Below are 12,639 nucleotides of genomic sequence, written 5' to 3'. Positions count from 1 at the left end.
AGATGAGCGGCTGTTTTTTGGCTTTGGCGCCGACGTTCGGGAGAATCGCGCGGCGGTTGGCGCTGACGCGAACGCGCGACTCGTCCGCGCGCGCCGGCGCGACGCTTGCGAAAGCGTGGCGAGCGAGGGTCGACGGGCGGAGTCGGAACGTGGGGCCGGAGTGCATGAGGCGCAGTGTAACCGGGTCCGGCGCCCGCTGGCAAAGCACTTCGCGAAAAGCGCTTGACTTCTGCGGCAGGGAAACTAATATACGCACCGCGTACATTTTCCAACCACTCCTCCGCCCACTTCTTCTCCGACAGGTACCGCCATGAGCGTTCCGCAACAAGCCTTCCTACGCGATGCGATGCGTCGCCTGAACATGACGCGCGATACCTTCGCGAGCCGCATCGGCGTGTCGCGGCGGGCGCTCGACACATGGCTTCTGCCGGACGATTCACAGGAATCGCGGGCCATGCCGGAGATCGTCGAACGCTTCGTGTCGGAGATTGTCGTACACGGCGACCCCGGCGAAAAATATACGCAGAGCGTAGATTCACAGTCGCTCGCCAGTCAGATGCTGTTCGAGGGCAAACCGCAGTTGTTGTCGGTGGATCAGTTCTCGCGCGACTCGGTGGAGGCGCTGTTCCGGGTGGCCGACATCATGCAGCCGATCGCCCGGCGCCGCAAAATCTCCCGCGTGCTGGAAGGCGCGGTGCTCGGCAATCTGTTCTTCGAGGCCAGCACCCGCACCCGCGTGAGCTTCGGCGCGGCGTTCTGCCGGCTGGGCGGCTCGGTGTGCGACACCACCGGCTTCACGTTTTCGTCGATGGCCAAGGGCGAGTCGATCTACGACACCAGCCGCGTGATGAGCGGCTACGTGGACGCGCTGGTGATCCGCCATCCGGAGCAAGGCTCGGTGGCCGAATTCGCGCGCGCGACCAACGTGCCGGTGATCAACGGCGGCGACGGCCCCGGCGAGCACCCGAGCCAGGCGCTGCTGGATCTGTACACGATCCAGCGCGAATTCTCGCGGCTCGGCAAGATCGTCGACGGTGCGCACATCGCGCTGGTCGGCGACCTGAAATACGGGCGCACCGTGCACTCGCTGGTGAAGCTGCTGGCGCTATATCGCGGCATCAAGTTCACGCTGATCTCGCCGCCTATGCTCGAAATGCCGGGCTACATCGTCGAGCAGATTTCGCGCAACGGCCACGTGATCGAGCAGACCCACGAGCTGGGCAGCGGGCTGCGTGGCGCCGACGTGGTGTACGCGACGCGCATCCAGAAAGAGCGCTTCGCCGACGAGTCGTTCGAAGGCTATACGCCGGACTTCCAGATCAATCAGGCGCTGGTGGACAGCGTGTGCGGCGCCGACACGCTGATCATGCACCCGCTGCCGCGCGACAGCCGGCCGGGCGCGAACGATCTGAGCGTGGACCTGAATCACGATGCGCGGCTCGCGATCTTCCGCCAGACCGACAATGGCATTCCCGTGCGGATGGCGATTTTCGCGGTGCTGCTGGGTGTCGAAAAGCTGGTCCAGCATTCGATGCGCGATGCCGCGTGGCGCCCGCCCGCGTATCTTGGCCCGGACGACGCGGTGTTTCACGGCATCGACTGAGCGGCCCCGCACGCAGCCGCTTCAGCTCACGGCGCCTGTCATGGCGCTGGCCATGCGGCTCGCCACGTGCGCATGCCTGAACGCGCCGGCAAAGAACAGCACCTGATACTGTACCGCGTTGGCCCAGTACTTCCAGGTGTGGCCGCCGGGGCGCTCGGCATAGTCATGCGGCACGCCGAGTTCGACGAGCCGCTCGTGCAGCGTCCGGTTCGACTGCACCAGCGAGTCGTTCACGCCACAGTCGATTGTCAGCGCGATATGCGCGTCGCCAAGACTGCGCGCGTTCTCGATGATCGCCTCGCTGTTCCAGAAGCCGGCGTCGCGGGCCGGGTCGCCGAACACCTGTTCGATGCCGGGCTCGTTCTCGCAGCCGCGCGGGTCCACCGCGCCGCTGATGCTGCCCGCCGCGCCAAATTGATCCGGGCGGTCCAGCGCGATGTGCAGCGCGCCGAAGCCGCCCATGCTCAGGCCGGTAATCGCGCGCGCCTGTTTCGTCGCGATCGTGCGGAAGTGTTCATCGATGTAGGCCACCACTTCGGTGCCCACGTAGGTTTCATAGCGGCTGCGCGGATCGACCGGGCTGTCGATGTACCAGCTCTCGCGACCGCCGTCGGGCATCACGAGAATCACGTGATAGCGATCGGCCAACTTGCCGATATGCGAATTCGCGGTCCAGTCGGTGTAATCGCCGCCCGAGCCGTGCAATAAGTAGACGACCGGGTAACGATCAGCGCCCTTGCCATTCGTATATTGATCGGGCAGCACCACCGTCGCGTCGAACGACTTGTGCATCGCCGCGCTCGGAATGCTGACCACGCGCGATTGAAATGCCCATGCCGGAGACGTGACGAGCAGCGTCAGAATGAGCCAGAACGCGCGAACTGGATTCATGGTGTGTCGCTCTCCCTGTCTAGGTGTCCGAAGAACACTGTCCGGCATGCGGCGGCGAACGTCCGGACGACTGTAGCAATGGCGACTTACAACCAAATTTCAGCGAAACATACGATCCCTACGGCGGGAAGCGGCAACGGGTGAAGCATGCACAGGTGCGAATGTTCGCGCCTCTACGCGCCCTGCATGCGTGCCGGGCGCGGGCCGCCCCGCGCGCGCCGTCACCTATTCGACATGCGCGGCGAAACCGGCCCGGTCCGGCACGAGATCGTCCCGCAATGTGAGTTCCGGGATTGCGTACGCGCCGCCGTTCTGCTGGCGGAACGGTATTGGCCTGGTCTTCCACAAATCGTCGAGCCGCAGGCCTAGCGCGTCGCGAACCTCGCCATAGTTCGCGTCGTCGATCCGGCTCGTGCGGTACACGACGAACGGCGGCAGCACGTCGAAGCCGGGGTAATACAGAATGCCGTGCTGGATCGGAAACAGCACGTCGTCCATCGGGCCGTTGATGCCGCGCGGACTGTAATGCGACTCCCAGCCGCCGGTCGTGACGATCAGCATTGCGCGCTTGCCGGCGAATTTGCCCTCGCCGTAGCGCTCGCCCCAGCGCGCATCGGAGTGCTCGCCGACGCCGTACGCGAAGCCGTACGCATAAACGCGCTCCACCCAGCCCTTCAGAATGGCCGGCATCGAGAACCACCACAGCGGAAATTGCAGGACCACCGCGTCCGCCCACATGAGCTTGTCCTGCTCGCGCGTGATGTCTTCGCTCTGCAGACCCTTCTCGAACGCATGCTTCGATTCGCGCGACGGATAGAAACGCTCGCTGGCTTGCCTGTCGAGACTGTCGTTCGCATCGAGCGAGGCTTTCCACTTCATCGCGTACAGGTCGGAAACCTGCACCGCGTGTCCGGCCTCTTCGAGCCGTTTGACCGCGAAGTCCTTGAGCGAGCCGTTCAACGACTTCGGTTCGGGGTGTGCATAAACAAGCAGAACTTTCATGACCGTGTCTTCCTTCGTGATTGAATGACACGACAATAGGCTTCGCTCAGGTATATTGGAAATGAATTCCCAATATATCAGGTATTGCCTTGGTTAATCTCAGAAGCCTCGACCTGAACCTGCTGGTCACGCTCGACGTACTGCTGTCGGAGCACAACGTGACCCGCGCCGCCGAACGGTTGAACTTCTCGCAGCCCTCGGTCAGCGTGCATCTGGCCAAACTGCGGGACGTGCTCGGCGATCCGCTGCTGCTGCCCGGGCCACGCGGGATGCGGCCCACCGCGCGAGCCGAGGCATTGCGCGAACCGCTGCGCGAGGCGCTCGAAGCGCTCGAACGCGCAGTGGCCCCGGCGAGCCCTTTCGATCCGGCGGTGGCGGCTCACACGTGGCGCATCGCCGCGAGCGACTACGCGGAGTCGACGATCATCCTGCCCGCGCTGGCAGGCTTGCGCGCGGCAGCGCCGGGCACGCGTCTGGCCGTTGTCGAAGCGGCGCCGCAGCGCATTGCCCGGCAAGCGGAACAGGGCGAGATCGATCTGGCATTCCACACCAGCGAGGGCGCGCCCGAAGGATTGCGCGGGCGCGTGCTGTTCGCGGAGCGCTATGTTCTGGCGGGCCGTGCCGGACATCCGCGCCTGAAGCGCCGGCCGTCGCTCGCGCAATTCTGCAAGCTCGAACACGTGATCGTGTCACCAACGGGCGGCGGATTTGTCGGTGTGACGGACACCGAACTCGCGAGCGCGGGGCTCACGCGCAAGGTTGCGCTTTCCGTTCCGCACTTCCTGTTCATGCTGTCGGTGCTGGCGAGCACCGATCTCGTGGGCATGCTGCCCGAACGGCTCGCGCGCGGCTCAGGCGCGCTGCGGGTGGTCGATCCGCCAGTGCAGGTGCCGGGCTACGAGATGGCGATGCTCTGGCATGAGCGCTCGCATCGCGATCCGGCGCATCAATGGCTGCGGGAGTTCATCGCGAAGTCGGTTTGACGCGGGGCGAGCGTCGGCAACCGCGCCCCGCGCGTCAGACAACGCCCCGGCTTTCGGGTTAGCGCTTGTGTTACCCGTGCCGCTGTCAATCTTCGCGAACGCTCGCGGTGCTGACCGACACGTTGCGCTATCCGCCGTCTTAGCGCAGAGCTCGTCACAACCGCGAGCCGCGCAATCAGACTTCGCCGCCGGCTTCGCCGATCGCGTTCAGTTCGTCGAGCACCTCGCCGGTCAATTGCAGGCGCCCCGCTTGCAGGTTTTCACGCAAATGCCCTGTCGACGACGTACCGGGAATCAGCAGAATGTTAGGTACCCGATATAAAAGCCAGGCCAAAGCCACCTGCATAGGCGTCACGCCGAGGGTCTGCGCGACGCGTGACAGCGCCGACGACTGCAACGGCGTAAAGCCGCCGAGCGGGAAGAACGGCACATAGGCGATTCCCTTGCCGGCCAGATCATCGATCAACGCGTCGTCGTCGCGATGGACCAGGTTGTAGTGGTTCTGCACGCAGACGATCTCCGCGATGCGCCGCCCCTCGGCGATCTGCGTGGCCGTCACGTTGCTCAGACCGATGTGCCGCACGAGCCCACGCTGCTGAAGTTCGGCAAGCGCCGCAACCTGCTTTTCGATCGAGCCTTCCGAAGGCGCATGCACGCTGCCCATGATCCGCATATTGACGACCTCCAGCACGTCGAGGCCGAGGTTACGCAGATTGTCGTGCACGCCGCGCTCGATATCCGCCGGTTCGAGCGCGGGCAGCCACGCGCCGTCGCCGCCACGTGTCGCGCCGACCTTGGTGACGATCACGAGATCGTCCGGATAGGGATGCAGCGCTTCGCGGATCAACTGGTTGGTGATATGCGGGCCGTAAAAATCGCTCGTATCAATGTGATTGACGCCCGAGGCCACCGCTTCGCGCAGCACCGCCAGTGCGGCCTCGCGGTCCTTCGGCGGCCCGAACACGCCGGGCCCGGCAAGCTGCATCGCACCGTAGCCCATGCGGCGGACCGTGCGGCCTGCTAGCGGAAAAGTATCGGTGACAGTGGAATTCGACATGACGCGCTCCTCGATAAGTGGATGAACCGCAGTATCGCCGCGATTGCGTTGTTAAATAAACGGGTCTAACGTGTACGGGTTGTTTAAAAATTTCAACAATCGCATTATTTGCCGCGTCATCTCACGATGGAATTGAACGACCTTGCCGCCTTCGTCTCAGTCGCCCGCGCGGGCGGCTTTCGCGACGCCGCGCGAAGCAGTGGCGTGTCCGCGTCGAGCCTCAGTATTGCCGTGCGACGGCTGGAGACGAAGCTCGGTCTGCGCCTGCTGAACCGCACCACGCGCAGCGTCGCCCCGACCGAAGCCGGGCTGCGTCTGATCGAAAAACTCACACCGCTCTTCAGCGAAATGGAAGCGGCGCTGGACGTGCTCAATGGTTTCAGGGACAAGCCGACCGGCACGCTCAAGCTGAACGTGCCCTCGAGCGCGGCGCGCATCGTATTGCCCGGCGTCGTCGCGCCATTTCTGAAGCTGTATCCGGACATACGCATCGAAGTGGTGGTCGAGGACGGCTTCGTCGATGTGCTGTCGATTGGCTGCGACGCGGGCATTCGCTACGACGAGCGCCTCGAGCAGGACATGATAGCGATCCCGATCGGTCCGCGCATGCAGCGCTTCGCGACCGCCGCGTCCGCCGCCTATCTCGACGTGCACGGCCGCCCCGAACATCCGCGCGAACTGCTGGCTCACGCGTGTCTGCGCGGTCAATTCGCCGGCGGCGCGACGCCGACCTGGTACTTCGAGCGCGATGGCGAGGTGCTGCAGTTGAATCCGTCGGGGCCACTGCTCGTGCGCCCCGGCGCCGCGATCGATCTCGCGGTCAGTTGCGCGATTGCGGGCGTGGGCGTGATTCATCTGTTCGAAGACATGCTTCGCCCGCATCTCGACAGCGGCGAACTGGAGCCCATTCTCGAACCGTGGTGGCAACGCTTTTCGGGGCCGTTCCTCTACTATCCGGGACGCCGCCACTTGCCTGCGCCGTTGCGCGCGTTCGTCGATTTCGTGAAGGCGGGCAATTCCCCGGATGGAAGTGCTCATGCGTTGTAGCGGCGGGCACCCGCCACGCGACCGGCGCGTCAATGCCTGCGCTTGCAGAGTTGCGCGACTGTCGTCAGGAACAGCGCCGTGCCTGCCGGCTTGCGCAGGCAGACAGTCCAGTTCTTCGCCTCGCCGTCAGGCGGCGGCATGGCGGAATGGATGAGAATGGGCACCCCGGCGAGTTGCGGCATCGTTTTCAAACGGCTGCACAACTCGGCGCCGCCCATGACCGGCATCATCCAGTCGGTGATAATCAGGTCGGGAACGTAAGATGCAGTACACGCGATCGCCTCGGCGCCGTTGCTCGCGCAACCCACCGCATAGCCTTCGCCTTCGAGAATCAGGCGCCATGCCGTCAGGATGTCCGGCTCATCATCCACCAGCAGGATCGAATGCATAAGGGACCGCCGCGTCAATGCTTCGTGGACGTCTAGCTGCGATGCTGCAACAAGTGTTCCTTGCGCGGTAATTGCGGTGATAATGAACCGGACTTTCGACTGCGGCGGCGCGCGTTCCAACGCGCAGGAGCGAAGCGCCCGCCAGCCAGGCCTCTAATTCATTCCGGCCAAACGCAGGTTTTCACCGAGACACAGACACAAGGTATTCGTGTCCTGCCTGTCTGGTGGGTTCGAGCACACGCATGTTGTAGAAACTTCATCCCTACACCCCATCATGACCGACACACACGCGAGCCCGCTGCGCAATTTTTCCGACTTCATCCGGACGGAACGACCCCGGCTCACCAGGCAATGGATGAATGCCATTGCCAGCGACGTCGATCTCGTCGAAGCGGACAAGCTCACTTACCAGCAACTCGTCGATCATCTGCCGGAAATACTGGACGGTCTTTGTGCGGCGCTCGACAGCGAAGATCTCGAACGCGTCGAAACGTCGATCGAGCGCAACGCGAAAAAGCACGGCAAAGTGCGTTGGCGTCAGGGCTACCGCATCGAAGAACTCGTCCGCGAACTCGATCTGTTTCATCAGGTTCTCGACGATGCGCTCGAAGAATTCGCCGCGCAAGACAGCACCTTCACACGCCGCCACGAGAGCCGCGCGCGGCGGTTGATCGCCGAAGCGTTCAGCATGGTGTCGTACACGTCGATCAAGGAAGTGGTGAGTGAACGTGACCGCAAGATCGACGAATACACCGGCAGACTCGAACGCGCGAACCACGAACTGACCTTGAAGCAACGGCTGGTGGGCGATCTCTACGAATCGCGAATGCAGATCACGCGCAGCGTGGTGCACGACCTGCGCAATTTTCTCAACGCGTTTTCGATCGCGCTACAACTGATCGCACGCGCGCCGTCGAGAGCGGAGACCGCGTTGACGCTGGCGAACCGGCAAGCCGCCGACATGAAACAGCTCGTCGACCAGATGGTCGAGTACGCGGTCGTGCTCGGCGACGGCGCGCCGCTCGCGCTCGAACAGGTGGATCCGCGCGAGCTTTATGACGAACTCGTCGCGTCCTCGCGTCCGCTGATCGAAGCCAAAGGGCTGACGTTGCGCGCGTCGTACGATCCGGCACTGAAGACGGTCACGTCCAATCGCCTCAAGCTGAAACAGATCGCGGTCAATCTGTTGTCCAACGCGACCAAGTACACGAAGTCGGGACAAGTCGAACTTCACTTCGCGATGGCCGGCGCCGGGCACTGGACGATACGCGTGTCCGATACCGGCGTGGGCATCGCGCCTGCGGACGCGGACCGCGTGTTCGTCGAATTCGAGCGCGCCGCGGGCGAGGATGTTCCGGGCACGGGTCTCGGTCTCGCGATCGTCAGAGAGCTGTGCCGCGTGTTGAACGGGCAGATCGATTTCGTGTCCCGCGAGGGTGTGGGGACCACGTTCGAAATCCGCTTTCCCATGGCGCTCGAAGCGCAGCAATGAGATCGGCGCAGCGGCGATGTCGCGCCGCATGCGCTCCGTTAAACTGCTCGAAATCAGCGCAGCGGACGCTGCTGCCGCATCGAAACAGTTGCCGGAGACGTATGCATGATCCGCATCGAAACCGCCCGGTTCCCGGAACAGCTTGAAGCGGTCCGGACCATCTTCCGTGAATACGCCGAGAGTGTGGGCATCGATCTCAGCTTCCAGAACTTCGATTCCGAACTCGCCGACTTGCCCGGCAAATTCGCCGCGCCTCGAGGCCGCGTGTTGCTCGCTTGTGACGATGAAGCCGTCGTCGGCTGTGTGGCCTTGCGGCCTCTCGATGAAACGACGTGCGAGATGAAACGCCTTTATGTTCGTCCGCCGGGTCGCGGTCTGCAGGTCGGCAAGCAACTGGCGAAGCTGATTTGCGCGGTGGCGAGGGAGTCGGGATATCGGCGCATCCGGCTCGACACGCTGCCGACCATGACCGCGGCGTTGCGGCTTTACGCGTCGCTCGGGTTCGAACCGATTCCGCCTTATGTGTTCAATCCGATTGCCGGCGCGATATTTCTGGAGTGCGATCTGACGCGTCAGGAAGATCAGTTGGCGTAGGCATGCGGCGCTTCGTGCTGGTAAATGCCCGCAGCACTTACCGCGATGCGTGCCCGCTTCGGCTGATCGGCAGACATTCGTTCATTGCCCCGTGCATATCGCTCAGTCCGAGCACGACAATCCCGGATGATTTGCCGTCACGCCTCGCCAGTTCAGCGAGATCGAGCAACGCGGCATAACGGGCCGAACAGTCTTGCGATGCCTCGGGCTCGCGATCCGCGTGAAGCCCGTGCACATGAGTGAACAGTCCGCTCATCGCCGCAGCCCCTCTCAACGCAACGATAAGCGCCGCTAGCACACCTACTTTATAAAGAACGCGCAGTGGCGCCACCGCGCAATGCGTTTCGAACATCGCTCGACGCAATCGCATGGCCGCGCCCATCACGCCCAGTGCGCCGGCACCCAGACACGCCCGACCCAGTGCCCCGGCACCCACACAACCGGACGCGGCGCCGGCGCGACATATACCGCGCGCGGTGCGACGTACACAGCCTGCGGCGCGGGCGGCGGTGCATAGACTACCGGCGGCGTGACCATGACCGGCTTCGGCGCAACATAGACGACCGGCGGCGGCACGTACGCGACCGGCGGCGTCACCACAACCGGCGGCGGCGGAACATAAACGACCGGCGGCGGCACGACCACCGGCTTCGGCGCCACGACAACCGTCGTACCGCCGGTCGCGACGACACCACTCGTCACCACCGTCCCGCTCGTCGTCACCGTGTTGCTGTGCGTGCCGGTCACGCTGGTCGAGGTCGTGACGACGCCCGGCGCGACACGCGTCGCCGTGCCGGCGTGATTGACGCTCCCGCCATCCGGGCCCGTCACCGTGCCCGAGCGAGCGCAGGTCGAGCCGGCGCAATTGGTCGATGCTGAATGATCGACCGTGTTGCCGTTCGAGCCCGTGATCGACCCCGACGACGAATACTGGCCCGGCGCGGTCTTCGTCACATTGCCGGAGGTGGTGGCCGTCTTGCCGTCCGGCCCGGTCAGCGTGCCGGTGTGCGAACAGGCGCCGCTGGCGCAGCTGGTGTCGCCCGAGTGCTGCACGGAGTTGCCGTAGCGGCCGGTCGCGGTGCCCGAATTCGAGAACTGGCCCGGCGCATTGCGCGTCACCGTTCCGGTGTTGCTCGCAAAGCCGCCATACGGGCCGGCGACGCCGCCCGCATGCGAGCAGTTGCCGCCGCCGCATGAGCCGTAACGCGCGCCGTTGTACGTGCCGTGCGACGTGTACGCCGTGCCATGCTGCGACCACGCGAACGCCGATGCGCTGCCGAATGCGAGCACAGCGACGGTTGCGCTGAGAACGAGCTTGCGCAGCGCGCCGCGCGTCGATGAAAGTGATGCCGATGACGCAACACAGGCGGCGCTGGCCGGGGCGATGAACGAACGATTTTTCATGGTATGTCCTTGCTGGGTTCGGGCCACTCGTGTCACTGCTGCGTGGCGACAAACGGACTATAGAAGGACGGGCCGGCTAAATCAGCAACGAAGATATGTCACCTTGTTTCGTCCCGGTAGAAGGCCGCCGGACAAGGGTTTGCGGGCGATTTGCGGCGGCCGTGACATATCTCGACATAGATTGTTGCGGGCTGCGGCGATGTTCGATCCTCGACGCCCTACCTGCTCCGTTCTGGCCGCATGCGCATGCAAGCTCGGGCGCCAGTTGTTCAGAACGGTCCGCGGCTCGCAAGGCGCGCGTATTCGGTCTTCAGCGTCGCGATGCGTCGCCGGTATGCGGTGAGCAGGCACGACTCGTCGCGGCCGCAGGCTTGCCTCGACTTCAGCCACGCCTGCTGTTCGTCCTGCATGTCGCCGCGCGTGCCCATCGCGACGAGGCCCGTTAGCATCTGAAAACGCACGGCCATCTCGACATCCATTTCGCTCAGTTGCCGGGATGCGCAGATCGTCTTTTCGTCCGGCAAGCGCGCGCGGGTGCAATCGAAACTGGCGGAGAACGCCGAACCCGCACCGAACGTGATCGCGATGAACAGAGCGAATTGCCAGCGTCGTTTGACTCTGTGATTGCGTTGTCTGCTCATCGTCTTTCCTGATTCGCTACGGGTGGCAGTCAATCTGCCTGCATGGACGCTCGCTCGTCAAGCAGCGTCACTTACGGTCACGCACAACGTCATGCATTGCGAAGTGCATCGCCGCTCACGTTAATGCATGCACGCATGCCACATTTTTATTGACAAGCCATGCGGCAAAACGGCACACTCGATTCCATGTTGACGCACACCTCCATCGCCATTGCGAAAAATCACCCGATGCGAGCCACTATCGGCTGGCCATTGGGAGCATGTGCGCGTTAGCAGTCTGAATCTGCGAAACAAAACCCCAAGGCCCCGCCGGTAACGGAAGGGGCCTTTTGTTTTGTGGGCGCGTCCGTCCGCCGGCTCGATGACGGAGAGCAAGATGGATCAGGCAAGCCCGCAGTGCATGGATGACGACTCGAGTCAGGCTCAGTATCAGCAGGACGAGCGTCTGCCGAAAGTAGTGTTGCATTTCCCCGTGATGCCAGGCGCGACGCTGACCTGGCGTATCGAAGCCGACAGCACGCTCGCGGTACAGGGCGCGCGCGTCTGGCTCACACGCGTCAGTTCACCTGACGATCACTGGCTTGCGCCGGGCGCGGAGTTCCGGCTGCAACGGGGCGAGCGCGTATGGATCAGCACCGACGGTGAACAGGCCGCGCGCGTATCGTTGAGCAGCGCGCTGCCGGCGCGGCGCGGGATAGTCTTCATTGCAGGTATCAGAAACGAGCCGGCACGCCTACGATCAGGGGTGCTTGCGATTTCGGAGTTCGGATTCCGATCGACTCGCTCACTGCCCCACTGGCGTGATCTGCACCGCCGCTGCCGACACGAACACCGCATGAATCGTATCGCCCACCTTGACGTCCGTCAGATCGACCTCAGGACCGGCTTCGAGCGTTTGCGTCTGATAGGCGCCGCGCAACGTGACGAGCCGCTTCTTGTGATCGATCTTCTCCACGGTGGCAAGCACTTCGGTCTGGCGCGTCGACTCGAAGCCACCCGCGGCCGGCGTATACACCTGCTTGTCGACACGCTTGCGAATCCCCTTGTCCGCGCCGCTCACCTTCTCGGCTTTCGTCAGCAGCGCGTTCTTGTAGAGCACGTCGACCCGGTCGCCCACTTTCAGCTGATCGAACCCGTCGACCTGCTGCCCCACCAGTACGACCACCGTGTTGCCGCCCGCCCCCTTCAGCGTGAGCGCGCGGGCGCCCGCATCGATCCCGGTGATCTCCGCCTTCATGTGCACCGGCTGCACTGCGCTGAGCACGCCTTGCGCGGTACTCGCCATCTGGTCTTGCGCCCACCCCGGCTGAGCTGCGGCAAACGCCGCGACCATCACCACGGCGTGCATCGTCGCTGCCTTCATTTGCGCTCTCCTTGAGAAAGTGTTCGACCCAGCCGTGCTGGCCTCGACAGGACAACCTTCTTCAAACGTATCGCGCGAACGATTCTACGCGCCTGACGGCATGCAGCGAGTCCATCCCAGCGACACATATGTGGCACACATGCGGCACAAAGCGAAACAGCCCCATCGCACGA

At 63.8% G+C, this 12,639-nt stretch carries 13 protein-coding genes and 1 pseudogene; 6 read left to right on the top strand and 8 right to left on the bottom strand.

Going from position 1 to position 12,639, the window contains the following annotated elements; translation table 11 throughout:
• Nucleotides 1–310: 310 nt before the first annotated feature.
• Nucleotides 311–1,603 carry an aspartate carbamoyltransferase gene (locus P0D89_RS03685; RefSeq protein WP_408376086.1) on the top strand — a complete coding sequence of 431 codons (1,293 nt, stop codon included), beginning with the start codon at nt 311–313 and terminating at the stop codon, nt 1,601–1,603.
• A gap of 21 nt (nt 1,604–1,624) precedes the next feature.
• On the opposite strand, the gene P0D89_RS03680 is transcribed toward P0D89_RS03685, so the two are convergent.
• Both P0D89_RS03680 and P0D89_RS03675 read right to left on the bottom strand, forming a co-directional pair.
• Nucleotides 1,625–2,494 (bottom strand): alpha/beta hydrolase, encoded by an 870-nt coding sequence (locus P0D89_RS03680; protein ID WP_408358379.1) that lies wholly within the window; start codon nt 2,492–2,494, stop codon nt 1,625–1,627.
• Nucleotides 2,495–2,719: 225 nt separating this feature from the next.
• Nucleotides 2,720–3,496 carry an NAD(P)H-dependent oxidoreductase gene (locus P0D89_RS03675; RefSeq protein ID WP_408358378.1) on the bottom strand — a complete coding sequence of 259 codons (777 nt, stop codon included), beginning with the start codon at nt 3,494–3,496 and terminating at the stop codon, nt 2,720–2,722.
• A 74-nt stretch (nt 3,497–3,570) separates the two neighbouring features.
• Here P0D89_RS03675 and P0D89_RS03670 point away from each other — a divergent pair, with 74 nt between their 5' ends.
• Nucleotides 3,571–4,479: a LysR family transcriptional regulator gene (locus P0D89_RS03670; RefSeq protein ID WP_408358440.1), complete on the top strand. Its 909-nt coding sequence runs from the start codon at nt 3,571–3,573 to the stop codon at nt 4,477–4,479.
• Nucleotides 4,480–4,654: 175 nt separating this feature from the next.
• On the opposite strand, the gene P0D89_RS03665 is transcribed toward P0D89_RS03670, so the two are convergent.
• Nucleotides 4,655–5,536 carry an aldo/keto reductase family oxidoreductase gene (locus P0D89_RS03665; protein WP_408358377.1) on the bottom strand — a complete coding sequence of 294 codons (882 nt, stop codon included), beginning with the start codon at nt 5,534–5,536 and terminating at the stop codon, nt 4,655–4,657.
• Between the two features lie 126 nt (nt 5,537–5,662).
• Here P0D89_RS03665 and P0D89_RS03660 point away from each other — a divergent pair, with 126 nt between their 5' ends.
• Nucleotides 5,663–6,583 (top strand): LysR family transcriptional regulator, encoded by a 921-nt coding sequence (locus P0D89_RS03660; protein ID WP_408358376.1) that lies wholly within the window; start codon nt 5,663–5,665, stop codon nt 6,581–6,583.
• A 29-nt stretch (nt 6,584–6,612) separates the two neighbouring features.
• Here P0D89_RS03660 and P0D89_RS03655 read toward each other — a convergent pair whose 3' ends face one another.
• Nucleotides 6,613–6,972, bottom strand: coding sequence for a response regulator (locus P0D89_RS03655; RefSeq protein ID WP_408358375.1), 360 nt, complete (start codon nt 6,970–6,972; stop codon nt 6,613–6,615).
• Nucleotides 6,973–7,246: 274 nt separating this feature from the next.
• Between P0D89_RS03655 and P0D89_RS03650 the strand changes: the two genes are divergently transcribed.
• A complete protein-coding gene (locus P0D89_RS03650; RefSeq protein ID WP_408358374.1) occupies nt 7,247–8,464 on the top strand; it encodes a sensor histidine kinase in 1,218 nt (405 codons plus the stop codon).
• A 105-nt stretch (nt 8,465–8,569) separates the two neighbouring features.
• On the top strand, nt 8,570–9,058 hold the full coding sequence (locus P0D89_RS03645) for a GNAT family N-acetyltransferase (protein WP_408376085.1): 489 nt from the start codon (nt 8,570–8,572) through the stop codon (nt 9,056–9,058).
• A gap of 37 nt (nt 9,059–9,095) precedes the next feature.
• Here P0D89_RS03645 and P0D89_RS03640 read toward each other — a convergent pair whose 3' ends face one another.
• The 3 genes from P0D89_RS03640 to P0D89_RS03630 form a co-directional block, all read right to left on the bottom strand.
• Nucleotides 9,096–9,410: a hypothetical protein gene (locus P0D89_RS03640; protein WP_408376084.1), complete on the bottom strand. Its 315-nt coding sequence runs from the start codon at nt 9,408–9,410 to the stop codon at nt 9,096–9,098.
• A 29-nt stretch (nt 9,411–9,439) separates the two neighbouring features.
• Complete coding sequence (locus P0D89_RS03635; RefSeq protein WP_408358371.1) at nt 9,440–10,462, bottom strand: hypothetical protein; 1,023 nt, start codon at nt 10,460–10,462, stop codon at nt 9,440–9,442.
• Nucleotides 10,463–10,731: 269 nt separating this feature from the next.
• Nucleotides 10,732–11,103, bottom strand: a complete 372-nt coding sequence (locus P0D89_RS03630; protein ID WP_408358370.1) for a lysozyme inhibitor LprI family protein — start codon at nt 11,101–11,103, stop codon at nt 10,732–10,734.
• Between the two features lie 376 nt (nt 11,104–11,479).
• Between P0D89_RS03630 and P0D89_RS03625 the strand changes: the two are divergent.
• Nucleotides 11,480–11,791, top strand: a pseudogene (locus P0D89_RS03625) (DUF2917 domain-containing protein); the annotation flags it as partial.
• A gap of 96 nt (nt 11,792–11,887) precedes the next feature.
• On the opposite strand, the gene P0D89_RS03620 reads toward P0D89_RS03625, so the two are convergent.
• Complete coding sequence (locus P0D89_RS03620) at nt 11,888–12,466, bottom strand: hypothetical protein (protein WP_408358369.1); 579 nt, start codon at nt 12,464–12,466, stop codon at nt 11,888–11,890.
• Nucleotides 12,467–12,639: the final 173 nt, after the last annotated feature.

Origin of the sequence: Paraburkholderia sp. RL18-085-BIA-A, assembly GCF_046027075.1 — a bacterium.
Taxonomy (GTDB): Bacteria; Pseudomonadota; Gammaproteobacteria; order Burkholderiales; family Burkholderiaceae; genus Paraburkholderia.
This window is presented reverse-complemented; position numbering and strand designations above follow the sequence as displayed.

Coding starts and splice junctions, on each gene's coding strand:
- P0D89_RS03680 (WP_408358379.1), bottom strand. CDS start 2,494: ATGAATCCAGTTCGCGCGTTCTGGCTCATTCTGACGCTGCTCGTCACG.
- P0D89_RS03640 (WP_408376084.1), bottom strand. CDS start 9,410: ATGTTCGAAACGCATTGCGCGGTGGCGCCACTGCGCGTTCTTTATAAA.
- P0D89_RS03645 (WP_408376085.1), top strand. CDS start 8,570: ATGATCCGCATCGAAACCGCCCGGTTCCCGGAACAGCTTGAAGCGGTC.
- P0D89_RS03660 (WP_408358376.1), top strand. CDS start 5,663: ATGGAATTGAACGACCTTGCCGCCTTCGTCTCAGTCGCCCGCGCGGGC.
- P0D89_RS03665 (WP_408358377.1), bottom strand. CDS start 5,536: ATGTCGAATTCCACTGTCACCGATACTTTTCCGCTAGCAGGCCGCACG.
- P0D89_RS03630 (WP_408358370.1), bottom strand. CDS start 11,103: ATGAGCAGACAACGCAATCACAGAGTCAAACGACGCTGGCAATTCGCT.
- P0D89_RS03675 (WP_408358378.1), bottom strand. CDS start 3,496: ATGAAAGTTCTGCTTGTTTATGCACACCCCGAACCGAAGTCGTTGAAC.
- P0D89_RS03650 (WP_408358374.1), top strand. CDS start 7,247: ATGACCGACACACACGCGAGCCCGCTGCGCAATTTTTCCGACTTCATC.
- P0D89_RS03685 (WP_408376086.1), top strand. CDS start 311: ATGAGCGTTCCGCAACAAGCCTTCCTACGCGATGCGATGCGTCGCCTG.
- P0D89_RS03620 (WP_408358369.1), bottom strand. CDS start 12,466: ATGAAGGCAGCGACGATGCACGCCGTGGTGATGGTCGCGGCGTTTGCC.
- P0D89_RS03655 (WP_408358375.1), bottom strand. CDS start 6,972: ATGCATTCGATCCTGCTGGTGGATGATGAGCCGGACATCCTGACGGCA.
- P0D89_RS03635 (WP_408358371.1), bottom strand. CDS start 10,462: ATGAAAAATCGTTCGTTCATCGCCCCGGCCAGCGCCGCCTGTGTTGCG.